This window comes from Streptomyces caniferus (assembly GCF_009811555.1).
GTDB lineage: Bacteria > Actinomycetota > Actinomycetes > Streptomycetales > Streptomycetaceae > Streptomyces > Streptomyces caniferus.
Genome location: NZ_BLIN01000005.1, coordinates 3469731 through 3493816, shown reverse-complemented (window position 1 = coordinate 3493816; position 24086 = coordinate 3469731). Strand labels below are relative to the sequence as shown.

The 24086-nt window shown below is 71.4% G+C and carries 22 protein-coding genes; 9 read left to right on the top strand and 13 right to left on the bottom strand.

What is annotated here, in order from left to right; all coding sequences use genetic code 11:
* Positions 1-13: 13 nt before the first annotated feature.
* Together Scani_RS31740 and Scani_RS31735 are read right to left on the bottom strand one after the other, a co-directional pair.
* Positions 14-523: a GtrA family protein gene (locus Scani_RS31740; RefSeq protein WP_159481194.1), complete on the bottom strand. Its 510-nt coding sequence runs from the start codon at positions 521-523 to the stop codon at positions 14-16.
* A 133-nt stretch (positions 524-656) separates the two neighbouring features.
* The gene (locus tag Scani_RS31735) at positions 657-1088 is read right to left on the bottom strand and encodes a protease inhibitor I42 family protein (protein ID WP_246296264.1); all 432 of its coding nucleotides are present in this window, start codon (positions 1086-1088) and stop codon (positions 657-659) included.
* A 165-nt stretch (positions 1089-1253) separates the two neighbouring features.
* Here Scani_RS31735 and Scani_RS31730 point away from each other — a divergent pair, with 165 nt between their 5' ends.
* Genes Scani_RS31730 through Scani_RS31720 form a run of 3 tightly spaced genes read left to right on the top strand, consistent with a single transcriptional unit; the run spans position 1254 to position 4104 of the window.
* The gene (locus Scani_RS31730; protein ID WP_159481193.1) at positions 1254-2393 is read left to right on the top strand and encodes a 5-(carboxyamino)imidazole ribonucleotide synthase; all 1140 of its coding nucleotides are present in this window, start codon (positions 1254-1256) and stop codon (positions 2391-2393) included.
* A complete protein-coding gene (gene purE / locus Scani_RS31725) occupies positions 2390-2971 on the top strand; it encodes a 5-(carboxyamino)imidazole ribonucleotide mutase (protein WP_159481192.1) in 582 nt (193 codons plus the stop codon). The genes Scani_RS31730 and purE overlap by 4 nt, the downstream gene beginning before the upstream one ends.
* The gene (locus Scani_RS31720) at positions 2968-4104 is read left to right on the top strand and encodes a dipeptidase (RefSeq protein ID WP_159481191.1); all 1137 of its coding nucleotides are present in this window, start codon (positions 2968-2970) and stop codon (positions 4102-4104) included. Before purE ends, Scani_RS31720 begins: the two co-directional genes overlap by 4 nt.
* A gap of 513 nt (positions 4105-4617) precedes the next feature.
* Here Scani_RS31720 and Scani_RS31715 read toward each other — a convergent pair.
* Positions 4618-4986 (bottom strand): VOC family protein, encoded by a 369-nt coding sequence (locus Scani_RS31715; protein WP_159481190.1) that lies wholly within the window; start codon positions 4984-4986, stop codon positions 4618-4620.
* A 74-nt stretch (positions 4987-5060) separates the two neighbouring features.
* Here Scani_RS31715 and Scani_RS31710 point away from each other — a divergent pair, with 74 nt between their 5' ends.
* Positions 5061-5624: a CGNR zinc finger domain-containing protein gene (locus Scani_RS31710; protein WP_167538165.1), complete on the top strand. Its 564-nt coding sequence runs from the start codon at positions 5061-5063 to the stop codon at positions 5622-5624.
* Between the two features lie 13 nt (positions 5625-5637).
* Here the strand turns inward: Scani_RS31710 and Scani_RS31705 are convergent, their stop codons facing one another.
* Entirely contained in the window at positions 5638-6978 is a 1341-nt protein-coding gene (locus tag Scani_RS31705; protein ID WP_159481189.1) for a UDP-glucose dehydrogenase family protein, read from the bottom strand.
* Positions 6979-7256: 278 nt separating this feature from the next.
* On the opposite strand from Scani_RS31705, the gene Scani_RS31700 reads away from it, so the two are divergent.
* Positions 7257-8432, top strand: a complete 1176-nt coding sequence (locus tag Scani_RS31700; protein ID WP_159481188.1) for an acyl-CoA dehydrogenase family protein — start codon at positions 7257-7259, stop codon at positions 8430-8432.
* Between the two features lie 76 nt (positions 8433-8508).
* On the opposite strand, the gene Scani_RS31695 is transcribed toward Scani_RS31700, so the two are convergent.
* The gene (locus Scani_RS31695) at positions 8509-9801 is read right to left on the bottom strand and encodes an LCP family protein (RefSeq protein ID WP_159481187.1); all 1293 of its coding nucleotides are present in this window, start codon (positions 9799-9801) and stop codon (positions 8509-8511) included.
* Positions 9802-10073: 272 nt separating this feature from the next.
* Between Scani_RS31695 and Scani_RS31690 the strand changes: the two genes are divergently transcribed.
* On the top strand, positions 10074-10628 hold the full coding sequence (locus tag Scani_RS31690) for an acyl-CoA thioesterase (RefSeq protein WP_159481186.1): 555 nt from the start codon (positions 10074-10076) through the stop codon (positions 10626-10628).
* Here the strand turns inward: Scani_RS31690 and Scani_RS31685 are convergent.
* The 3 genes from Scani_RS31685 to Scani_RS31675 form a co-directional block, all read right to left on the bottom strand.
* Positions 10579-11160, bottom strand: coding sequence for a VanZ family protein (locus Scani_RS31685; RefSeq protein WP_167538164.1), 582 nt, complete (start codon positions 11158-11160; stop codon positions 10579-10581). The two genes, Scani_RS31690 and Scani_RS31685, sit on opposite strands and share 50 nt — an antisense overlap.
* A gap of 47 nt (positions 11161-11207) precedes the next feature.
* Positions 11208-11666: a hypothetical protein gene (locus Scani_RS31680; RefSeq protein WP_159481185.1), complete on the bottom strand. Its 459-nt coding sequence runs from the start codon at positions 11664-11666 to the stop codon at positions 11208-11210.
* A gap of 73 nt (positions 11667-11739) precedes the next feature.
* On the bottom strand, positions 11740-13203 hold the full coding sequence (locus tag Scani_RS31675) for an LCP family protein (protein ID WP_159481184.1): 1464 nt from the start codon (positions 13201-13203) through the stop codon (positions 11740-11742).
* Between the two features lie 206 nt (positions 13204-13409).
* On the opposite strand from Scani_RS31675, the gene Scani_RS31670 reads away from it, so the two are divergent.
* Positions 13410-14510, top strand: a complete 1101-nt coding sequence (locus tag Scani_RS31670) for a glycosyltransferase family 2 protein (protein WP_503827401.1) — start codon at positions 13410-13412, stop codon at positions 14508-14510.
* A gap of 129 nt (positions 14511-14639) precedes the next feature.
* Here the strand turns inward: Scani_RS31670 and Scani_RS31665 are convergent, their stop codons facing one another.
* From Scani_RS31665 to Scani_RS31645, 5 genes are all read right to left on the bottom strand, one after another.
* A complete protein-coding gene (locus Scani_RS31665) occupies positions 14640-14942 on the bottom strand; it encodes a hypothetical protein (RefSeq protein ID WP_159481182.1) in 303 nt (100 codons plus the stop codon).
* 316 nt (positions 14943-15258) lie between these two features.
* On the bottom strand, positions 15259-16956 hold the full coding sequence (locus tag Scani_RS31660) for an LCP family protein (protein WP_159481181.1): 1698 nt from the start codon (positions 16954-16956) through the stop codon (positions 15259-15261).
* A gap of 71 nt (positions 16957-17027) precedes the next feature.
* Positions 17028-18782, bottom strand: a complete 1755-nt coding sequence (locus Scani_RS31655) for an LCP family protein (protein ID WP_159481180.1) — start codon at positions 18780-18782, stop codon at positions 17028-17030.
* A gap of 231 nt (positions 18783-19013) precedes the next feature.
* On the bottom strand, positions 19014-20240 hold the full coding sequence (locus tag Scani_RS31650; protein WP_246296263.1) for an LCP family protein: 1227 nt from the start codon (positions 20238-20240) through the stop codon (positions 19014-19016).
* 169 nt (positions 20241-20409) lie between these two features.
* On the bottom strand, positions 20410-21171 hold the full coding sequence (locus Scani_RS31645) for a TIGR03089 family protein (RefSeq protein WP_159481178.1): 762 nt from the start codon (positions 21169-21171) through the stop codon (positions 20410-20412).
* Positions 21172-21300: 129 nt separating this feature from the next.
* Between Scani_RS31645 and Scani_RS31640 the strand changes: the two genes are divergently transcribed.
* A complete protein-coding gene (locus Scani_RS31640; RefSeq protein ID WP_159481177.1) occupies positions 21301-22653 on the top strand; it encodes a peptidoglycan recognition protein family protein in 1353 nt (450 codons plus the stop codon).
* Between the two features lie 344 nt (positions 22654-22997).
* A complete protein-coding gene (gene manB / locus Scani_RS31635; RefSeq protein WP_159481176.1) occupies positions 22998-24080 on the top strand; it encodes a mannose-1-phosphate guanylyltransferase in 1083 nt (360 codons plus the stop codon).
* Positions 24081-24086: the final 6 nt, after the last annotated feature.

Below are 24086 nucleotides of genomic sequence, written 5' to 3'. Positions count from 1 at the left end.
GCAGGGCCCCGGGCTACTTGCGGGAGGCGCTGCGCGGGCGCTGCGGGCCGTCGGCCAGGAACGACTCGGCGGTCTCCACGGCTTCTCGCGCGGGCAGCGCCCGGAAGACCCAGGTGCGGTAGGACCAGAAGCGGAAGAGCGTGGCGATGCCGATGCCGACGAACTTGAAGACGTTGCTCTGCAGCGGGCTGTCCCAGTGGAACCCGTACGTCGCGACGTAGAGCAGACCGTTCTCGATCACCAGGCCGACCGCGCTGAACAGCAGGAAGAGCGTGAGCTCCTTCGTCCGGCCCTGCTTGTCGCGGTCGCGGTAGGTGAAGTAGCGGTAGCCGAGGTAGTTGGTGCCGGTGGCCACGACCGTCGCGATGATGCTGGCCCGGACCACGGGCACCTCGGTCAGATGCCGCACGAGGTTGAACACCGCGAAGTTGACCACGACCCCCGCGCCGCCGACCGCGCCGAACTTCACCAGTTCCCGGAAGAGCGCCTCCAGCCTCGACCGCAGCGCGCTCCGTTCACTCATGGTGATCGTTCAGCTCCTGTCGTGGCGGTGTCCGCGGTCGTCCGTCTGATCCGCTTCCTCATGCTAACCAGGGCCCGAGGGCACTGCCTGCCATCTGTCGTGTCCGTGCGCAACGCCGCACGGTCCGAACGGGTCAGCCGACGGTGACACGGAAGTTGAGGCTGCGGGCGCCCCTCTCGTCGGCCGCGCCGGTGCCGCAGCGCCGGCAGCGCAGCAGCCGTAAGTCCGTACGGCCCGGCCGGACGGCCTCGAAGGCGAGGTAGCGGCCGGTGCCCGTGCCTGCCGCGGGCGGGCCGCCGGTGCTCACGCGCGCGCCGGCGGCCCGGAGGACGGCCGGGTCGGGGCGGGGCTCGGCGATGATCCAGCGGTAGCCGTCGGCGGGGTCGTCGGAGACCTTCACGCTGAAGCGGTCACCGGGGGAGACGGCGATCTCGGTGTCGTCCGCGTCGAAGACCTCGGGGGCGGACAACTGGCTGAAAACGGAGTGCAGGGCGATCAGCAGGGCGGCGATCGCGACGACGATCACCAGCCTCCTGGAGCCCCCTGGTATGCCACTGTTCTCCATCCGGCCTCCCCTTTTGCCGGGCCCGGCAAGGGCGCCGGTCCCGGCCCGGCGGTGCGGGACCAAGCGCCCGTGCCGATCTTCCCCGGTGATCTTCGAACGTGCGAACTCAGAGGATCATCCAAGCCCCGAGTCGGGGCCGCGCTGTCGTACGGATACCCTGGGGGCGTGACGTTCCCGGTAGTCGGCATGGTCGGCGGCGGTCAGCTCGCCCGTATGACCCACGAGGCGGGTATCCCCCTCGGCATCAAGTTCAAGCTCCTCAGCGACACTCCGCAGGATTCGGCGGCTCAGGTGGTCGGTGATGTCGTCATCGGCGACTACCGCGATCTGGACACGCTGCGTGCCTTCGCTCGTGGCTGCGATGTGATCACTTTCGATCACGAGCACGTCCCCACCGAGCATTTGCGGGCACTGGAGGCCGACGGCATCCCCGTCCGGCCCGGTCCCGCCGCGCTGGTGCACGCCCAGGACAAGGGGGTGATGCGGGCGAAGCTGGACACGATCGGCGTGCCCTGCCCGCGGCACCGCATCGTCTCCGACCCCGCCGACGTCGAGCGGTTCGCGGCGGAGGGCGAGGGCTTCCCGGTGATCCTCAAGACCGTCCGCGGCGGCTATGACGGCAAGGGCGTCTGGGTCGTGCGATCCTCCAAGGAGGCCGCTGAGCCGTTCCGTGCCGGCGTGCCCGTCCTCGCGGAGGAAAAGGTCGATTTCACCCGCGAACTGGCCGCCAACATCGTCCGCTCCCCGCACGGCCAGGCCGTCGCCTACCCCGTCGTGGAGTCCATCCAGGTCGACGGCGTCTGCGACACCGTGATCGCGCCGGCGCCCGGCCTCGACGAGGAGCTCGCGGGCCAGGCCCAGGAGCTGGCGCTGCGCATCGCTCAGGAGCTGGACGTCGTCGGCCATCTCGCCGTCGAGCTCTTCGAGACGGCCGACGGCCGCATCCTGGTCAACGAGCTCGCCATGCGCCCGCACAACTCCGGCCACTGGACCCAGGACGGCGCGATCACCTCGCAGTTCGCCAACCACGTCCGCGCCGTGCTCGACCTCCCGCTCGGCGATCCCCGCCCGCGCGCCCGCTGGACGGTCATGGCCAACGTCCTCGGCGGCGACTACCCCGACATGTATTACGCGTACCTCCATTGCATGGCGCGGGACCCGCAGCTGAAGATCCATATGTACGGGAAGGACGTGAAGCCCGGCCGTAAGGTCGGTCACGTCAACACCTACGGCGACGACCTGGCGGATGTGCGCGAGCGCGCCGCGCACGCCGCCGGCTACCTGCGAGGAACGATCACCGAATGACGCCCACGTCGCCCGACCAGCGCCCCGCATCGAACGCCGACTCCGCCGCCCCGTCCCCCGTGGTCGGCATCGTCATGGGTTCCGACTCCGACTGGCCCGTCATGGAGGCCGCCGCGCAGGCCCTCGACGAGTTCGAGATCCCCTACGAGGTCGACGTCGTCTCGGCGCACCGGATGCCGCGCGAGATGATCGCGTACGGCGAGGAGGCGGCCGAGCGCGGCCTGAAGGCGATCATCGCGGGCGCAGGGGGCGCGGCCCACCTCCCCGGGATGCTCGCCTCGGTCACCCCGCTCCCGGTCATCGGCGTCCCCGTGCCGCTCAAGTACCTGGACGGCATGGACTCCCTCCTCTCCATCGTGCAGATGCCGGCCGGCGTGCCGGTCGCCACCGTCTCGGTCGGCGGAGCCCGTAACGCCGGACTGCTGGCCGCCCGGATCCTCGCCACCCAGGACGCCGAACTCCTCGGCCGGATGCGGGAGTTCCAGCAGGAGCTGAACGACCAGGCCACCGAGAAGGGCAAGCGGCTGCGCAACAAGGTCGCCTCCCCGGCCGGCTTCGGCTTCGGGGGCGGTAAGTGAGCTCCTCCCTGGACGCCGCCCGGGATCTGCTCGCCAACTGGCCCGTCGTCGACGGCCACAACGACCTGCCCTGGGCGCTGCGCGAGCAGGTCGGCTACGACCTCGACCGGCGCGACATCGCCGCCGACCAGTCCGCGCACCTGCACACCGACCTGCCGCGGCTGCGGGCCGGCGGCGTCGGCGCGCAGTTCTGGTCGGTGTACGTCCGCTCCGACTACGCGGGCGACAAGGCCGTCACCGCCACCCTCGAACAGATCGACGTGGTGCGGCAGCTGGTCGCGCGCTACCCCGACGAGCTGCGCCTGGCCCGCACCGCCGACGACATGGAGGCGGCCCGCGCCGAGGGCCGGATCGCGTCCCTCATGGGCGCCGAGGGCGGCCACTCCATCAACAACTCGCTGGCCACCCTGCGCGCGCTGTACGAGCTGGGGGTGCGCTACATGACGCTCACCCACAACGACACCATCGACTGGGCGGACTCCGCGACCGACGAGCCGCGCCACAACGGGCTGTCGGCCTTCGGTGAGGAGGTCGTCCGTGAGATGAACCGCTGCGGGATGCTGGTCGACCTCTCGCACGTCTCCGCCGACACCATGCGCGACGCGCTGCGCGTCGGCACCGCGCCGGTGATCTTCTCGCACTCCTCGGCGCGCGCCGTCTGCGACCATCCGCGCAACATCCCCGACGACGTGCTGGCACAGCTGCCCGCCAACGGCGGCGTCGCGATGGCCACGTTCGTGCCGAAGTTCGTGCTGCCGGAAGCCGTCGCATGGACGCAGCGCGCCGACGAGAACATGCGGGCGCACGGTCTGCACCACCTCGACACCACCGAGGCGGGCATGACGGTCCAGCGGGCCTTCGAGGCGGCCAACCCGCGCCCGATGGCCACCGCGGCCACCGTCGCCGACCACCTCGACCACATGCGCGAGGTCGCCGGCGTCGACCACATCGGGATCGGCGGCGACTTCGACGGCACCGCCTTCACCCCGGCCGACCTGGCCGACGTCGCCGGCTACCCGAACCTGATCGCCGAACTGATGGACCGCAAGTGGTCCGAGGCGGACCTGTCGAAGCTGACCTGGCGGAACGCGGTGCGGGTGCTTCGGGACGCCGAGGGCGTTTCCTTCGGCTGACGCCTACGTTTTTGTCTTTCCCACGTTTTTGTCTTTTCCGCCGTGGTGGTTGCTCGCCGTTTTTCGCCCGCTGCGCGGTGCGCTCGTCGTTGCGCCTGCGGCGGGCGGGTTCCGCTGCGCGGGGCTGTGGGTGCGGTGACGGGCCGGAGGGGCCTGGTGTGTGGACTGCTGCGCTTTACGTCCACACACCAGGCCCCTCCGGCCCGTCACCTCCCGTGGGGGAATGAAGTGACGGTGAGTGGGGGCGGGCCACCCATCACCGCTTCTCTGCAGCCCACGAGGCGCACCGGACCACCTACCTGCAGCCCCGCCACCGTTTTTCCCTCCCACCCACGGGAGGGGACGGGTCGGAGCGGGTGGGGGTGTCCGGACGTAAAGCGAAGCAGTCCGGACACCCCCACCCGCGCAGGCCCGTCACCGCACCCGACAGCCCCGCGCAGCGGACCGGCCCGCCGCAGGCGCAACGGCGAGCAACAACCACGGCGGGAAAGAAGAAAACGTGGGAAGCCGGAACTACTTGAGGCAGAGGCAGAACGGGTGCCCCGCCGGGTCCAGATAGACCCGCCAGTCGCGCCCCTCCTCGTCCCTTTGGACGAGCTTCGCTCCGAGGGCGAGGACCTTGCGTTCGGCCTCGTCGATGTCCGCGCGGTGGACGTCGAAGTCGAGGTGCATCTGTTGAGGCACGTCCTGGCCCGGCCACTGCGGCGGCCGGTGGTCCGCCACCCGCTGGAAGGCGAGGGTGCGGCCGGTGGGGCCGGCGATCTCGAACCAGTCGTCGTCGCCTCCCGTCACCTGCCAGTCGAGCACCTCGGCGTAGAAGTTGGCGAGTGCCCGGTGGTCGGTGCAGTCCAGCGCGACGACACCCATCTTGATCAGGCCCATGGCGTTACCTCCTTATCGCTTTAACCGGTAACTGCGTTACCGCATGATGGCCGAGTATCGGTAACGTGGCAAGGGTGGCATCCCGAACAGCTCCGGATTCCCTGCGGCAGGTGCAGGATCTGGTGAACACCCTCGACATCGAGACCGGTGCGGACGCGCTGACCGCCGACGGCGGCCTCGGCGCCTTTCTGCGTGACCACGGGGTGCCCGAACCCGCCCCGGGGCGCGGTGCATCGGCGGCGCTGGAGGAGCTGCGGGAGCTGCGTGAGGCGCTGCGGGAGGTCTGTCTGGCGCACACCGCCGGCACCGCCGTGCCGGAGCTGGCCGCCCGGACGCTGGACCGGCTGCTCGCCGCCGCCCCGCTCGTCCTGGCGGTACGTCCCGACGGCGGTGCCGCGTTGCGCCCGGCGCCGGGGCTCGGTGGCGCCGCGCAGGTCACCGCCCGTATCGCCGCGGGCATCGCGACCGCGGTCGCCGACGGCACCTGGACGCGGCTCAAGGCCTGCGAGGCCCATGACTGCCGCTGGGTCTTCTACGACAAGAGCCCGGCCGGCCGCAGCCGCTGGTGCACCATGGCGGTCTGCGGCAGCCGGGCGAAGATGCGGACCTACCGCGCCAGACGCGCGGAGTCCGAGTAGCCGGGTCCGGGGGTCACGCCCGCGGACGCCCCAGCGCGCGGTACGTCCAGCCCGCCTTGCGCCACAGCTCCGGGTCCAGGGCGTTGCGGCCGTCGAGGATGCGGCGCTCGGCGACCACCTCGCCCAGGGCGGCCGGGTCCAGCTCACGGAACTCGCGCCACTCCGTCAGGTGCAGCACCACGTCCGCGCCGCGCACCGCCTCCAGCGCGCTGTCCGCGTACGCCAGCGTCGGGAAGAGCCGCCGGGCGTTCTCCATGCCCTTGGGGTCGTACACGGTCACCTGGCCGCCCTGGAGGTGGATCTGGCCGGCGACATTGAGCGCGGGGGAGTCGCGGACGTCGTCCGAGTCCGGCTTGAAGGTCGCACCCAGGACGGCGACCCGCTTGCCGAGGAAGCCGCCGCCGACCGCGTCCCGGGTCAGCTCGACCATGTGGCCGCGGCGCCGCATGTTGATGGAGTCGATCTCGCGGAGGAAGGTCAGGGCCTGGTCGGCGCCCAGTTCGCCGGCGCGGGCCATGAAGGCCCGCAGATCCTTGGGCAGGCAGCCGCCGCCGAAGCCGATACCGGCCCGCAGGAACTTCTTGCCGATCCGGTCGTCGTGCCCGATGGCCTCGGCGAGCTTGACCACGTCGCCGTCGGCCGCCTCGCACACCTCGGCCATGGCGTTGATGAAGGAGATCTTCGTGGCGAGGAAGGAGTTGGCGGAGGTCTTGACCAGCTCGGACGTCGGGTAGTCCATGACGATGAAGGGCGAGCCCTCCGCGATCGGGGTGGCGTACACCTCGCGCAGCAGCTCCTCGGCCCGCCCGCCGGCGACGCCCACGACGATCCGGTCGGGGTGCAGGGTGTCCTTGACGGCGAAGCCCTCGCGCAGGAACTCCGGGTTCCAGGCCAGCTCGGCGTCGGCGCCCGCCGGGGCGGCCGCGGTCAGCCGCTCGGCCAGCCGGGCCGCGCTGCCCACCGGCACCGTCGACTTGCCGACCACCAGGGCCGGCCGCGTCAGGTGCGGGGCCAGCGCGTCGAAGGCGCTCTCCACGTACGACATGTCACAGGCGTACTCACCGTGCTTCTGCGGGGTGTTCACACAGACGAAGTGGACATCGCCGAAGGCGCCGGCCTCCTCGTAGGAGGTGGTGAAGCGCAGCCTGCCGGTCGACCCCTCGATCCCGTCGACATGGCGGCGCAGCAGCTCCTCCAGGCCGGGCTCGTACATCGGGACCTCGCCCCGCTGCAGCATCTCGATCTTCTCGGGCACCACATCGAGCCCCAGCACCTCGAAGCCCAGCTCGGCCATGGCCGCGGCGTGGGTCGCGCCGAGGTAGCCGGTGCCGATCACGGTGATCTTGAGGGCCATGGATGCTCCAAATAAACGGGGGATGCGGCGCGGAGCGCCGACCTTGAGGGGCGGTGGTCGGGTGACGGGCGGGGTCGGGGGAGGGGGCTGGGGAAAACGGCGCTGACCGAGCATAGTCGGGGGTGGGAGAGCCTCCTCCAGCCGTCGCGGCGGCAGGTCCGTAACTGTCGGCAACCTCACGTATCCGCAGGCCGGGGTGGGCGCCTAGAATCCGGAGAGGTAAAGGGTTACTTAACGGTAGTTAGCACTGCCGTCAGCTCACAGGGGAGTGAGAAAGCGTGGCGGGAACCGCTGATTTCGATCTGTACCGGCCGTCCGAGGAGCACGACATGCTCCGCGAGTCGGTGCGCTCGCTCGCCGAGGCGAAAATCGCGCCGTTCGCCGCCGCGGTGGACGAGGAGGCCCGCTTCCCGCAGGAGGCGCTCGACGCGCTGGTCGCCAACGACCTGCACGCCGTCCACGTACCGGAGGCCTACGGCGGCGCGGGCGCCGATGCGCTGGCGACCGTCATCGTCATCGAGGAGGTGGCCCGCGTCTGCGCGTCGTCCTCCCTCATACCGGCGGTCAACAAGCTCGGCTCGCTCCCGGTGATCCTCTCCGGTTCCGAGGAGCTGAAGGCGAAGTACCTCGGCCCGCTGGCCAAGGGCGACGCGATGTTCTCGTACTGCCTGAGCGAGCCGGACGCCGGCTCCGACGCGGCCGGGATGAAGACCAAGGCCGTCCGCGACGGTGACCACTACATCCTCAACGGCGTCAAGCGCTGGATCACCAACGCCGGCGTCAGCGAGTACTACACGGTGATGGCCGTCACCGACCCGGAGAAGCGCTCCAAGGGCATCTCGGCCTTCGTCGTCGAGAAGGGCGACGAGGGCGTCTCCTTCGGCGCCCCGGAGAAGAAGCTCGGCATCAAGGGCTCCCCGACCCGCGAGGTCTACCTCGACAACGTCCGGATCCCCGCCGACCGCATGATCGGCGCCGAGGGCACCGGCTTCGCCACCGCCATGCAGACCCTGGACCACACCCGCATCACCATCGCGGCCCAGGCGCTCGGCATCGCGCAGGGCGCCCTGGACTACGCCAAGGGCTATGTCCAGGAGCGCAAGCAGTTCGGCAAGCCGATCGGCGACTTCCAGGGCGTCCAGTTCATGCTCGCCGACATGGCCATGAAGGTGGAGGCGGCCCGCCAGCTCACCTACGCCGCGGCGGCCCGCTCCGAGCGGATCTCCGCCGGCGGCAAGGGCGAGGACCTGACGTTCTTCGGCGCGGCGGCCAAGTGCTACGCCTCGGACGCGGCCATGGAGATCACCACGGACGCCGTCCAGCTGCTCGGCGGCTACGGCTACACCCGTGACTACCCGGTCGAGCGGATGATGCGGGACGCCAAGATCACGCAGATCTACGAGGGCACCAACCAGGTCCAGCGCATCGTGATGGCGCGCAACCTGCCGCAGTAAGCCGGACGGAAGCAAGGAGAGGGGCCCCGGACCGCCACTGCGGTCCGGGGCCCCTCTCCTTGTGCCGGGCCGCCGGTCAGTTGCCGGAGACCGTGACCTTCTCGTCGTTGTTCAGCTGCTGGACCAGCTGGTGGAGCTTGGCCTTGTCCCAGACCAGGTTGCCGCCGGTGGAGCCGGAGATCGGCATGTTCATCGACTTGCCCTCGCCGCCGGTCACGCCCTTCATCGCGAAGAACATGCTGCCCAGGTCGAACAGGCCCATGTCCTTGTCGACGATGAGCGTGTCCAGGCCGGCGCTCATCGTCGGGTAGAGCTTGAACGGGTTGAGGACGGTGCCGGGGGTGGCCGTCTGGCTCGCCAGGGTCGCCAGGAACTTCTGCTGGTTCTTCGTACGGTCCAGGTCCTGGCCCGCGAAGGCGTGCCGGGTGCGGACGAAGGCGAGCGCCTGCTGGCCGTTGAGCGTCTGCTTGCCGGCCGGGAAGTCGGCGCCGGAGTTCTTGTCCTTGAACGCCTTGGGGATGTCCATCTCGACGCCGCCGATGGCGTCCACGATGTTGGCGAAGCCGGCGAAGCCGATCTCGACGTAGTGGTCGATGTGCAGCTTGGTGTTGTACTCGACGGTGCGCGTCAGCAGCTCCGGGCCGTCCTCGGCGTAGGCCGCGTTGAGCTTGGTGTGCCGTCCGGTGCCTGGGTACTTCTTGCCGGAGTCCGAGCCGACGTAGGTGGGTATCTCCACGTCCGAGTCACGCGGCAGGGATATCAGCGTCGGGCCGTTGCTGCCGTCGTGCAGGATCATCATCGAGTCGGTGCGCTTGCCCTCGGCGGAGCCGGTGTGCAGCTTGCGCTTGTCCGCCGCGGACATGCCCTCACGGCTGTCCGAGCCGACGATCAGGTAGTTCGTGCCGTCGCCCGCCTCCGGCCGGTCGATGACCTTGCTCAGGTCCACCTTGCGGCGCAGCTGGCCGTCGGCCCAGAAATAGGTGGCCACCGAGGCGACCGCCAGCACCGCGACCAGGGTGATGACCGTCCACTTGATGCGCTTGCCCCAGCGGGGGCGCGGCCGGCCGCCGCGGCCGGGACCGTCGCCGTAGCCGTCACCGCCGCCGCCACGGCCGCCGCCGTAGACCTGGCCGGTGTTGTAGCCGTCGTACGCGTCGTCGTAGCCCTGGGACTGCTGCGGCGGCACGGACGCGCCGCGGCGCGGGGACATCGACGGCGGCAGCGGGGGCTCATGCCGCTGATAGCCGGGGCCCGCGTCGCGACGCACCTGTGGCATCGCGCGCGCACCCTCCGGCTCGCTGCTGCCGCTGCCGTGTCCGTACCGGTTGCCGCTCTGGTCGCCGGACCACCCATTGGGCCACTCATTCATACGGGGAAGTGTGCACGGCGTACGGGGGTCCTCCATAGAGCGGGTGCCGGATCGGGCCAGGGCTGTTGCAGAGCTGATGCAAAGCCACAGCTGCCTTCCGCCGCATACCGCACGGGGCCGTGACCATTCCGACCTGCACGAATGGAACCAACCATTCCGGATGGTTACCGGCGAGGAGGGTGAGACCTGTGTCACGGACCTGCGGGAACGGCGAGACCAGTCTCACGATCGGGGCGGGGCGGCGGCGCACGGCCGCCGCTTAGGCTTGCCGTATGACCGAACTCGTCACCGACAGCCCCGAGGACGAGGTGGCGGGCAAGCCCACATCCGTGTCCCGCATCACACTCAGCCACATCATGACGGCGGGCGACACCAACCTCCTGGGAACGGTGCACGGCGGCGTGATCATGAAACTCGTCGACGACGCGGCGGGCGCCGTGGCCGGCCGGCACTCCGGCGGACCCGCCGTGACCGCCTCGATGGACGAGATGGCCTTCCTCGAACCGATCCGGATCGGCGACCTCGTCCATGTGCGCGCCCAGGTCAACTGGACCGGCCGCTCCTCGATGGAGGTCGGCGTACGGGTCCTGGCCGAGCGCTGGAACGAATCGAGCCCGGCCCAGCAGGTCGGCTCCGCCTACCTGGTCTTCGCCGCCGTCGACGAGCAGGGCAAGCCGCGCCGGGTGCCGCAGGTGCTCCCCGAGACCGAGCGCGACAAGCGCCGCTACCAGGAGGCACAGATCCGCCGGACGCACCGTCTCGCCCGGCGCCGCGCGATCATGGAGCTGCGCGAACGGCGTGCCGCGGAAGGCCTCGACGACGCATAACGGCGACCGTCAGCCGGCCGAGCAGTGCCAGTCCCGTGCCGATGACGGTGCCGGCCGCCGCACAGATCACATCGTCGATGTCGGCGATCCGCCCGGCCCGCATCAGCAGCTGTGCCGCCTCGACGGCCAGGCACAGCCCCACGCCCAGCAGGAACGCCGCGGCGGCCGAGGTGCGCGGCACCGCGAACCGCAGCAGCAGCGCGCCGGGCACGAACAGCGCGGCATTGGCGAGCTGCCGCCGCACCAGCATCGACAGCTCCCCGGGCTCCAGCTGGGCGCCCAGGTCGAACAGCCCCTCACCGGGCCGCCACCACACCGTCGCGTCCCCGGAGCCGATCGGCTGGCTCGGCGCGAGCGTCGCCACCAGGAGCAGCAGCAGCCAGCCGGCCAGCAGGACCCGGGCCGTGCCGCGCGGTGCGACGCTGCCGGGGGCGAGCGCCGTCCACAGGGCGAGCCCCATGGCCAGGGCCAGCGCCAGGACCAGGAAGAGCGTCACCGTCGTGGGGGTGATGCCCAGCACAACCTGCCACACGATGCGCTCCTCTCAGGACGTCCGGGACACCCGGGACGTCCGGGATCTCAACTGCAGCTCCACTTCGTGACGTACACCGCCTCGCCGCGCTCCATGACGCCCCGGATGCATTCGTCCGCGAGCATCTCCACCCGGCCGCTCAGCACCACCGTGCCGCCCTGCGTCCGCCGGGTGCCGAACCACCCGGGGAACGCGGTGATCCGGGTGTTCTTGCGCTGATAGCCGAGCCGCACGAGGATCTCGTCCGCCCCGGACGCCGTCGCCCCCAGCCGCCGGTAGGTCGCGGTGTACGTGCCGTCGGCCCCCACCGGACCGCGCAGACACAGCTGACCGCGCACCAGGTCCCCGCAGCCGGTCGGTTCGAGGGGCGCGGGCGGCGCGGCGGCGACGGCCGCGACCAGGCACAGCACCCCGACGGCCACCGCGATCCGGCGTGCGTCGCGGCGCGCTTCCGGACGCCGGGCGGGCGGCCTCGGCGCGGTCCGGCGGGGCGCGGGAACACTCATGCCGCCCCCTCGCTCCGCCCGCCCCCGCCTGCGCGGGGTGCGCGCCCGTCGCTCATGAGCTCGCCGCGCCCGCTCATGGGCACACCGCCTCGTCGCCGGTGATCGCCGAGATCCCGCCCGGCTTCTGCGGCGGTTCCTCGGCCCGTACCCGCCGTACCTCCTGCGGGTCCCGGCCGACCGTCACCCGCATCGCCGGTCCCCGCCCCGCCACCGGGTGCAGCTCGGCGCCCGGCAGTGCGGCGGCCAGCGAGCGGGCCGAGCGGTCCCAGCGCGGGTCGTAGACGATGACCGTGCGGGGCGCCCGGCCGAGGGGGGCGGCGCCGGGGGCGCCGGTGACGGCGAAGCCGGTGGCCCGCAGCTCCCTGGTCACCGCGGCGTCCGGGCCGGTCGGGGCGGTGGCGTCGTCGATCTGTACCTGGACCTGGCCCGGCGGTACGTCCACGACCCTGGCCCGCGGCTCCGCGCGGTCCCGGTGCTCGGCGATCGGCTTGTCCTCGCGGATCGCCTGGAAGAGCTTCGGCGCCTGCGCGGGATCCCACCGCACGGTCGAGCCGACTCCCGGCACCGGCTGGGCCACGTTGGCCAGCGGTACGGAGGTGAACTCCGAGGACGAGGGGGTGAAGCCGCGCATCGCCTGCCCGAGATCGACCAGGTCGTTGGCCTCGAAGCCCGAGTCGGCCCGTACGGACCCCAGCATCGTGTCGGCGACGTCCCGGAAACGGATCGGGTTCATCAGCACTCCGGAGGAGGTGATCTTGTGGATGAGGGCGGCGAGGAAGCGCTGCTGGCGCTGCATCCGGCCGAGGTCGGCGGAGCCGTCGACATGCCGCGAGCGCACGTACTGCAGCGCCTGGCCGCCGTTGAGCCGCGACTTGCCGACCGGCAGGTCCAGGCCCGTATAGCTGTCGCGCAACGGCCGTACGGTGCAGATCTCCACCCCGCCGACCGCGTCCACGCTGCGCATGAAGCTGGTGAAGTCGACCTCCAGATAGTGGTCGATGTGCACCCCCGTCATGTGCTCGACGGTCCGCACGGTGAGGCTGGGCCCGCCCTCGGCGTAGGCGGCGTTCAGCTTGATGGCGTGCTGGGCGCGCTGCCGGCCGGTGACCGCGTCGGTGTGCGCGGGGACCTCGGCATAGGAGTCGCGGGGGAGGCTGACCACGCTGGCGCGGTCCCGGTCGGCGGAGAGGTGCACCAGCATCAGGGTGTCGGTGCAGTGACAGGGCGCGCCGCCCAAGTGGTACTTCCGCTTCTCGGCGGGGCTCAGCTTGTCGCGCCCGTCCGTGCCGACGACCAGGAAGTTCAGCCCGTCGCCGCCCCCGGGCCGGTCGCTCATGCCCTTGAAGGCGTCCACCCGGCCGATCCCGCTCTCCACGCCGGTGACCACGGCGTGCCCGACGCCGCTCGCGGCCAGCAGCAGCACGGATGTGACGGCGGCGATCCGCAGCCCCCAGCGCGTGCCCGGCGGGCGCCGGCGCGGGCTCGGCCGGGCGGCCCGGCGCCTGGCCGGACGGGGGGAGCGGAACGGCGCGGTCACGGGGGACACCTCCGCGGCTGGACGGGCGTGCTCGGGGCCCGGCGGGGGAGCGGGGCAGGACGGGGCAGGGGACGAATCAGGGCTTGTCCGGCGAGATCACCGTAGGTCCATATGATCGGATGCAAAGTGCTACACGCCGGGCATCCGCCGCCCGGCCACCCGGCTGCGTCCGACGCCGTCCCCCATTCGCGGTAACGTGAGGCGCGATTCTGCAGTCTCCCGGCGGGCGCTGCCGTCGCTGGCGGCTCCGCCGCGGGCCGTACCCCCGAGGAACCATGCCGCAGCAGCAGCCCCCGGCCGTCTCCGTGATCATGCCGGTGCTCAATGAGGAACGTCACCTGCGCAATTCGGTCCGGCACATCCTGGAGCAGGAGTACGCCGGTGAGATGGAGGTGGTGATCGCCCTCGGCCCCTCCGCGGACCGTACGGACGAGATCGCCGCCGAGCTCGTCGCCGAGGACGCCCGGGTGCACACGGTGCCGAACCCGACCGGCCGTACCCCCGCCGCGCTGAACGCCGCGATCAAGGCCTCCCGGCACCCGATCGTGGTGCGCGTCGACGGCCACGGCATGCTCTCGCCGAATTACATCGCCACCGCCGTGCGCCTCCTGGAGGAGACCGGCGCCGCGAACGTCGGCGGCATCATGCACGCCGAGGGGGAGAACGCCTGGGAGGACGCGGTCGCCGCCGCGATGACCTCCAAGATCGGCGTGGGCAACGCCGCCTTCCACACCGGCGGGCAGGCCGGCCCGGCCGAGACCGTCTTCCTCGGCGTCTTCCGCCGCGAGGTGCTGGAGCAGCAGGGCGGGTACAACGAGGAGTTCATCCGCGCCCAGGACTGGGAGCTGAACTTCCGTATCCGTGAGGCCGGCGGGCAGATCTGGTTCTCGCCCGAGCTGCGGGTGCAGTACCGCCCGCGGCCGAGCGTCAAGGCGCTGGCCAAGCAGTACAAGGACTACGGCAAGTGGCGCCACGTCGTCGCCCGTTACCACGCCGGTTCGATCAACCTGCGCTACCTCGCGCCGCCGACCGCGGTCTGCGCCATCGCCGCCGGTCTGGTGGTCGGCGCCGCGGTCACCCCCTGGGGCCTGGTCGTCCCGGCCGGCTACCTCGCGGCCATCGCCGCGGGGTCGGTGCCGGCCGGCAAGGGCCTGTCGCTCAAGGCGCGCGCCCAGATCCCCCTCGCTCTGGCCACCATGCACATGGCCTGGGGCCTGGGCTTCCTGACCAGCCCCCGCTCCCTCGCCAAGCGGGTCATCGCCAGCCGCCGTCCGGCGGTCATGGCGCCGGTGGCCGGGGCGGAGTAGCCGGTCCCCGGGGCCGCACTGTCAGGGACCACCGGGCAGTCGGCCGCACGATCCGATGGTTGCTGTCGAGGCCGGGCCCTGCGTATCCCAGGGCAGGGCCCGGCCTCGTTCGTCAGCTCGGCGAAGCACTCACGGTCGTGCACGCAGGCAAGCGGGCTTGGCGTCCTCCCACTTGACGTGGAGGCTCTCGAGCCGTGACGCGCAGATGGACAGAGAGTTGGCCGAGCCCTTGCCCCGCTCCGCGATCCGGCACGAGTCCGCGGCCACGCCGTTGTCGTCGATGAAGTAGCCCTTGTGGCGCAGGTACTGGACACAGTCGTAGTAGTTGCCTGCGTACGCCGGGCCGGCGGTGACGAGCGGCAGTGCGCCCGCCGCCACGACGGTGCCGCCCACCGTTACCGCGACTCGCTGGATCCACTTGCTGTGACGCATGCGCTGTTCCCCGTCTCTCATGGCTGATACGTGTGTGAGGTCCCCGTCATGGACCGTGGCCGGATTCGTGCGGCACGGACCACGCGGTCCTCCCTTATGCGCCTGGTCACGCGCATAAGCGAAGATCACGCTAGTGAGAAGCCGCAGGGCGAGCAACTGTGATGAGTGGCTTGCCTCATGCCAGAACGTCGCAAGCACGTCATCACGGGCAGGGGACCATTTGGGCATACCGGAGGTATCGGGAACGCGCCCGCTGATCCCTGTGGTGATGGCCGGTGAACCACGAACCGGGCCGGGCCCGGCGGCATTTCGCGCCCTAGAAGCTGTACTGCGGGTTCACCTTCATGCAGGCCTTGGAGTCCTCGCCGTTGAGGGCGTCCGCGCTGTCCGGGGCCTTGTCGGCGCCCTTGTCGGCGCCCGCGTTCTTCGGGTACGCCGAGCCGTTGCGCCAGTCGTTGCCGATCACCAGCCGCATCCCGGTGGCCGAACTGGACTCCCGCACCGCGCTCTTGGGGAGCCCCAGCGCCTTCGCCAGCGCCAGCGCGTCGCCCCGCTGCCCCTTGTCCCGGTACGTGACGGTGGTATCGGTCTGGGTGGTGAGCGCGGAGTCGGTGGCCGCCGCGGTGTAGCCGAGGCCGGACAGCCGCTGCTGGACGACCGCCGCGCGGCCGGAGACCGGGCCGTTCACCGTGCTGTTGGTGCCGTTCTGCACCACGACCTTCAGCTCGCCCTTGGGCGTCGACGCCTTCGGGTCCGGCGCCGCCTTCTTCTTCTTGTCCTTGCCGTCCAGCGCGGTGTCGTTGCGCAGCAGCCCGAAGGTCGCGTCCGCGTCGCCGGGCTTGGGCATGACGTACGACTCGTCGGAGCTGTACTGCCAGGGCATGGTGACCATCGTGATGCGCTTGGTCGGCACCCGGTTGAGGTCGCCGCCCAGGTCGTAGAGCTTCTTGACGGTGTCGAGGCCGTCGTCGACGGTCAGCGCCTTGGTCGCGGCCTCCGCCAGGTCGCGCAGCTGTCCCGGGTCGGTGAGCTTGGTGCCCTTCTTCAGCTGGCGGACCATCGAGTTCATGTACATGTGCTGGGCCTTGGCCCGGCCGATGTCGGTGTTGTCCTCGAAGCCGTAGCGGGTGCGCAGCCACTGCAGGGCCTGGATGCCCTTGACGGAGTGGGTGCCCTTGGTGAGCTTCAGCCCGCTGCCGTGGCCCTTGCTGTCGTGCGAGTAGACGTTGCTGTCGACGCAGACCGGGACGCCGCCGATGGCGTCCGCCATGTCCACCACGCCGGAGAAGTCGACCATCATGAAGTGGTCGATGTAGATACCGGTCAGCTCCTGCCAGGTGGCGAGCGTGCAGCCCGGACCGCCGTGCTGGAGCGACTGGTTGATGGCCGCGGAGGTCTGCGGATACACCTGGTGCGTCTTGGGGTCGGTGCACTGCGGGATCGTCACACGGGTGTCGCGCGGGATGGAGATCACCGACATGTTGCTGCGGTCCGCGGAGACGTGCAGCAGCATCTGCACATCGGCGAGCGGCTTGCGGTCCGCGTCCTGCCGGGCGCCGCCGAGCTTGATGTTCTCCTTGCTGTTCCGGCCGTCCGAGCCGAGCAGCAGGATGTTCAGCGGGCTCTGCCCGAAGGCGTTGGGGTCCGGCTTCTTCAGGCCGTCCCCGGCCAGGGACCGCGGCGCCTTGCGCAGGTTCGCGTTGAGGTGCTCGTAGTACCAGTACCCTGCGCCCGCGCCGCCCACTATCAGGACGGTGAGGGTGAGGGCGGTCCAGCGCAGCACCTTGCGGCCCTTGCCGCGGCGCGGCCCGCCGCCTTTGCGGTGGCCGCCCTCCGCGGTGCCGTCCCCGCCCCCGTCACCGGAGGACACACCGCCCTCCGCGGGGGGCGTCCAGCCGGGTGCGTCCGGCGGCAGCCCCTTGTCGTCGTAGAGACCGTCGTCCCAGCCCAGCTCCTGTGCGTCCGGCTGGCGCCGTCGGCGTGATCGGTCACCACGCACACTGCTCTGCCGCATTGGGCCCTCTCCCCGTTCTGTGTCCGATGGTGCGCTCGGCGCCTCGGCGGGGCGGCCGGATCCCGCTCAGGTCACTTCGCGCAGACGTTCTTGTCATCTGCATTGACGTTCTGCACCCCGTCCGGGGTTTCGGTCGGCGCGTCGACCGGTGTGCCCGGTGCCTTGAAGTCCTTGCCGAGGGTGAGCTTCATCGGGACCCGGTCACCGGCGTTGTGCGACGACTTCTTCAGCGCGCTCTTGGGCAGCCCCATCCAGTCGGCCAGGGTGGCGGCCTGGTCGGCCTGGTTGGGCGCGTACTCGAGGCGGGTGGCGGCCAGCTTCGCCGGGGCGTTGCCGGCGTTGGTGGAGAGCTTGGCGGCCTTGCTGTTCTGCAGCCAGTCCACGGTCTCCTGCGCCGAACCGATCGGTCCGCCGCCGTTGGTGACGTCGACCCGCACCTGCTCGGGCGGGGCCTTCTTCACCGGAGCGGACTTCTTGCCCTTGCCCTTCTTGCCCTTGGCGAGGGTGTGGTCGGCCCGGACCATCGCGAACAGTGGGTCCGAGGCGGTCTTGTTGAGGATGACGGTGGCCGGGTCGTCGGGGTTGTCCAGCACCGGCACCGTGGCGAAGGTGACCTTGTCGATGTCGACCTTCTTGAGGTCGGTGCCGAAGTCCAGGAGCTTGTTCGCCGTACCGATACCGGTGTCGACGGTGAGCGCCTTGGTCGCCGCCTGGCTGACGTCGTAGAGCTTGCCGGGGCTGCTGAAGGCGCTGGACTTCAGCTTGCGGATCAGCGAACTGAGGAACTGCTGCTGCAACTGGATGCGGCTCAGGTCGCTGCCGGTCCCGACGGTGTGCCGGGTGCGGACGAAGGCCAGCGCCTGCTCGCCCTTGACGATGTGCCGGCCGGCCTTCAACTTCAGGTGCGACTTGGGATCGTTGATGTCCTTGCCGGCACACACCTCGACGCCGTCCACCGCGGTGGACAGGTCCTTGACCGCGTTGAAGTCGGCCATCATGAAGTGATTTATCTTCAGCCCGGTCAGCTTCTCGACGGTGCGCCAGGTGCAGCCCGGGTCCCGGCCCTCCTGGCCCAGGCTGGTGTTGAAGCGCACCCCGTGCTCGCCGGGGATGTTCTTCGTGGAGCCGTCCTTCTGCTTCGTCGGGCAGGTCGGGATGTCGGTGATCATGTCGCGCGGAATGCTCAGCGCGGTGGCGTTCGTCCGGTCCTTGGAGATGTGCATCAGGATCGTGGTGTCCGCGTGCCCCACGCTGCCGGCGTCGCCGTAGCCGGAGTTGCCCTTACCGGAGCGGGCGTCCGTGCCGATGATGAGGACGTTGACCGGGCCGCTGGAGACCGCGTCGTTCTCCACGCCGACATCGACCTTGGAGATGTTGCCGTTCAGCTGCTGGTAGAGGTAGAACGCGCCACCGCAGCCGGCGACGAGCACGAAGCCCAGCACACCGGCCGTCCAGTACAGCGCCTTCTTCTTGCCGGTGGCCTTCGGCTTGCGCTTGCGGCGGCTCGACGGGCCCGCCACGGACGGCGAGGCCGTGCGGCTGCCGGCCGCCCGTCGGGCAGCCCGTCCGCCACCGGCGCGCTCGTCGGCATCGGCGTCCTCGCCCCGGCGGCCGCGCTGGGTCGGCAGCGGCCGGGTGTCGGTGTCGCCGCCCGACTTGTTCGCGGCACGTCTGGAGCCGGCCGGCTTGCGGTCGGCGGGCCGAGCGGCGTCTTGACCGGCAGGGTCAAGTCGCAGCTCGTAGTTGCCGGTGTTCGCGTCGAACACCCACTGATCGGCGGGATCGACATTGTTGTCGCCCGCCCGCCCACGGCCTTGCGCGTCCACGGTGCCTTGAATCCTCCGTCGGTGCCACGCGGCGCCATCCCCTCAAGGCGCTCGGGTCGGTCGATCGTGCATTGCTTGGTCGTCGATCATCGGTCAGCTGGTCCTGCGACCGGATCGCTCACACTATCCGCCCAGTTCAGCGCCCCGCGACGCTCGTGACAAATTCCACTTGCCTACAACTGGGCAATCCGCCCAATCCATTCGAGTCGCCGGGTGTACTTTGCGGCATCTTTATTCGCAGATCCCGCGTTCCGCCATCGTCCTGGGAAAGGCCGAGGCCGAACTCGGTGACGGGGAGGGTGCTCCGTCCGTCCGGCCGGCCAGGTTTCCGCCTCCCGCGCGGACCGGCTTCCCCCCGGTGTCGGGCGGGGGTTTCACGGTAACCGGAAGATCGTTGTGCAACTGACCGAAGAGCCGGCCGGCGTCGGGCTGGACCAGCTCGTCGCGATTGGGATCGTAGCGGTACTCCCGGCGCGGCACGGTCATGAACTGGACCCGGCCGGTGGGAATGCTGCGGGTGCTGCGCACCAATTCGTACAGCCCCTTCAGGGATGCCAGCGCGGCGTCCGTGGTCAGTGAACTCGTCGCGGCATCCAACACCGGATACAGCCGGGCCGGATTGAGCAGGACACCATTGCTCTGCACTTTCTTCACGAGAGCGCCAAGAAAGTCCTGTTGCCTCTGCATACGCTGGGTGTCGCTGCCGTTGCCCAGACTCTTGCGGGCCCGTACGTATCCGAGCGCGGCCTCACCGTGCAGGGTCTGCCGGCCCGCGGGCAGGGTGAGCTGCGCCGCGGAGTCGTGGATCGGCCGGGGGAGGCAGACCTCGACGCCGTCCACCGCGTCCACCATCTTCTTGAAACCGATGAAGTCGATGATCAAGTAGTGGTCGATGCGGATGCCGGTCAGCTTCTCGACCGTGCGGATCATGCAGGCCGCGCCGCCGGCCGCGAACGCCCCGTTGAACTGGGTCGTCAGCGGTGCGGTCTCCGTCCCGTCCGGGCGCTTGCAGTGCGGCACGTCCACCATCAGATCCCGCGGAATGCTCACCGCGGTGGCGCTCTTCCGGTCCGCCGCGAGGTGCAGCAGCATCGTGGTGTCCGAGCGCTGGCCGCCGTCGTGGCCGTACCGGCCGTTGTTGCCGGTGCGGCTGTCGGAGCCGATCAGCAGCACGTTCGCGGCGTTCGGCGGGCCCGCGGGGGGCCGCTCGGACTCCCATTTCCGCAGCTCCTTCTCGGTGGCGCTGTCGGTACGGATGTTGCTGTCGAGCTTGGCGTACACCGCCCAGCCCGCCCCGGCCCCGGCCAGCATGATCCCGACCACCCCGAGCGCGGCCCAGTGCCGCCAGCGCCGGCGGTACGGCGGGACGCGCGGCGGCCCCGGCCGGTCCGGTCGCGGCCCCGTGGCCGGGCGCTCGTCCCAGCCGGCGAACCGGGGAGGCTCGGGGGTATCGGTCACCTGTGCGTCCATCCCTCATGGAGTCGGCGTCGCGCGCGCACGAGGGCCCGGACGGAACTGGAGACGGGCGAACCCCGCGCATGGTTGTACGTACTCAAGATCCTGGACCGAAACGGGCGAACCGGCCCGCCACGGGGCGCCACCGGTCCGCCGGACGGGGGAGCGCCGCTCAGCGCGGCGCCGGCGCCTTGCAGGTGATCTTCTCGCTGCTCTCCCGGGTGGCCGCGCCTTCCGCGTCCAGCCGGTCCAGGTGGCGGCACAGCACCACGGAGCCGCCGGTCGCCAGCGGGGCGTAGAGCCCGTAGGCCAGGCCCTGCCAGGTGTCGTACGGCAGTCCCGACAGCACCCGCGGCGCCTCCGGCAGCCCTGCCGCCCCCGCGTCGGCCAGCGCCCGCGCCACGATCCCGGCGCCGGTCAGCTCCTCGCCGCCCACCACCAGGGCCGCGGCCGCCGGGTCCACCGGCGCGAACGGCGCGAACCGGTCGCCCTGGCCCGGCACCTCGACGGCGTAGTCCGCGAAGCCCTCCGGCGGCTGCGGGAAACGGCCGCCCAGCGGGCGCAGCGCCAGTGCCACCCGCTCCCCGGAGCAGGCCCGCGCGGCATCGAGCCGGTCGGGCCCGGCGACGACGAGATCGGCGGCGGCCGGATCGCCGTCCACCTCGGCCACCACGCCCACCGACGAGCAGGCCAGCAGCCAGACGGCGGTCTGCCAGTGCGCGGGCAGCAGCAGCGCGAGCCGGTCGCCGGGCTCGGCGGCCAGATCGCCCTGGAGGTAGTTGGCGGTCTTGGCCACCCAATTGGCGAAGGTCGCGACGGACAGTTCCACGCGCTCGCCGGTGGCGTCGTCGTAGAAGGTCACCAGCGGGCGGGCCGGGTCCGCGGCGAGCGCGGAACTCAGCAGGTCGGCGGGGGTGCGATCGGTGGCGTTCATCGCGGCCAGGGTACGCGCGGCGGCGGTTGGCGGTGGGCCGGGCGCAGTGGTTCCGGGCCACCGGATCGGCCGATGCCCCGTCAGGTCACCGTTGGCGCGTTCGGTCCGGACATGTCCAGGATTTTATCCATGCGCCCCTTCCTCGTGAGCTGCCTCGGCGCCCTGTGCACCGCCGCCCTCGCTCTGCCCCTCGCGTCGGCGGCCGGTGCGACTGCCGCCCCCGCCCCGGCCGCCGCGCCGCGCGCCACGAGCACCCCTGATCTGCCCGGCAGCACCCAGTCCCTGCCCGTGCCGACGCCCGGCGCAGCCGCCCCGGACGCCACCGACCGCGACTCCGCGACGGTGCCGGCGCCCAGGACGCTCGGCCTGCCGGCCCGCACCGTGCACCCGTTCTCCCTCCTCGGGGTGGTCTGGGACGACGCCGCCACAGCGCTGCACGGCCGGGTCCAGGTCCGCACCCGCGCCACCGGTACCACCCGCTGGTCCGACTGGCGGGACATCCAGGTCCACAACGACGACGCCCCCGACCCCGGCTCCGCCGAACGGCACGGCAGCGCCGTCAGGGGCAGCACCGCTCCGTTGTGGGTCGGCGACTCCGACGCCGTCCAACTGCGGATCACCCCCGAGAGCAGCGACCGCGCACGGGCCACCGTCCCGGCCGGGCTGCGCCTGGAACTCGTCGACCCCGGCCGGACCCCGCGCGCCCTCCGCGGGGCGCACGCCGACCCACCGGCCCCCATCAGCACGGGGGCGGCCGCGGCCTCCGCCGCCAACGCCCTGCTCGCCCCGCTCGGCGCCACCGAGATCCCGGCCCTCGACCAGGTCGCCTCCCTGGCCGACTTCGCCGCGGCCGGCCTGCTGTCCCCGGATCGCGCCTACGTCGGGGCGCGTCCCCGGATCGTCACCCGGGCCGGCTGGGGCGCCGACGAGGAGCTGCGGGAGAAGGCCTTCACCTACACCCACACCGTCCGCGCCGCCTTCGTCCACCACAGCGGCTCCGGCAACGACTACAGCTGCGACGAGGCGCCCGCGATGATCCGCGCCATGTACCGCTTCCACGTCAAGAGCAACGGGTGGCGGGACATCGGCTACAACTTCCTCATCGACAAGTGCGGCACGGTCTACGAGGGCCGGGCGGGCGGCGTCGCCAAGCCCGTCATGGGCGCCCACACCCTCGGCTTCAACGCCGACAGCACCGGCATCGCCGTCCTCGGCACCTTCACCGACATCGAGCCGCCCCGGCCCGCCGTCGACGCCATCGCCCGTCTGACGGCGTGGAAGCTCGGCCTCTACGGCGTCGATCCGCGCAAGATGACGAAGCTGCTGTCCGCCGGCGGCAACCGCTTCCCCAAGGGCGCCAAGGTCCCGCTGCACGTCATTTCCGGCCACCGCGACGGCTTCACCACCGACTGTCCGGGCCTGCACCTCTACAACAAGCTCGGTGCCACCCGTCGCGCCGCGGCCGACCTCCAGGGCCGCTGACCCGCCGCGGTGAATCGGGTGGTCATGCGCGGTTTTGCGGGTGTTCGGCGCGGTGCGGGGCGCCGGAACCACTGAACCTTCCCCGCCGTTGACGCGTCCTCACGGCCACGACGCCCGCGCCCCGGCTCGGTGCCGCACCGTGGCCTGAACAGCACGGGGCCGGTTCCACCGCCGGGGGCGCCCGGATGTCCTGTCTGCCTACACTGGTCCGCCGATCGGCCGACCCAGCAGGAAGCAGAGAAGACACCGAGAGCGCCGCACGCGCAGCCGACGGGCTGTGCTCGGCGATGAGAGTCGCCCCGCTGCGCTGCGCGGGGCGGAGAAGCGAACAGACAGAGGGCACAGTGACTGAAGCGATCCTCCTGGTCGGTGGCAAGGGCACGCGGCTGCGCCCGCTGACGGTGCACACGCCCAAGCCCATGGTCCCGGCGGCCGGCGTGCCGTTCCTCACCCACCAGCTGGCCCGCGCCCGGGCCGCCGGTGTCGAGCACATCGTCCTCGCCACCTCCTACCTCGCCGAGGTCTTCGAGCCGTACTTCGGCGACGGGTCGGAGCTGGGGCTGCACCTGGAGTACGTCACCGAGCACGAGCCGCTGGGCACCGGCGGCGCCATCCGCAACGTCGCCTCGCGGCTGCACTCCGCCCCGGACGACCCGGTACTGATCTTCAACGGCGACATCCTCACCGGCCTGGACATCGCGGCCCTGGTCGACACCCACCGCACCTCCGGCGCCGATGTCTCGCTGCACCTCACCCGGGTCGAGGACCCGCGCGCCTTCGGCCTGGTGCCCACCGACGACACCGGCCGGGTCACGGCCTTCCTGGAGAAGCCGCAGACCCCCGAGGAGATCGTCACCGACCAGATCAACGCGGGCGCCTACGTCTTCAACCGGTCGGTCATCGACACCATCCCGGCCGGCCGCCCGGTCTCCGTCGAACGCGAGACCTTCCCCGGTCTGCTCGCCGAGGGCGCCCACCTCCAGGGCATGGTCGACTCCACCTACTGGCTCGACCTCGGCACCCCGCAGGCCTTCGTCCGCGGCTCCGCCGACCTGGTCATGGGCCGTGCCCCGTCCCCGGCCGTGCCCGGCCGCCGCGGCGACCGCCTGGTCCTGGAGACCGCGGAGGTCGCCGGCGACGCCAAGCTCACCGGCGGCACCGTCGTCGGGCCGCGCGCCGTCATCGGCGCCGGCGCCCGCATCGACGGCAGCGCGGTCCTCGACGGCGCCGTCGTCGAGGAGGGCGCCCGGATCCGCGACTCGCTGATCGGCGCCGGCGCGCGCATCGGGGCCCGTACGGTCCTGGACGGCGCGGTCGTCGGGGACGGCGCGCGGATCGGCGCCGACAACGAGCTGCGCGACGGCATCCGCATCTGGTGCGACGCCGACATCCCGGCCGGCTCGGTGCGCTTCTCCTCCGACCAGTAGGCCGGG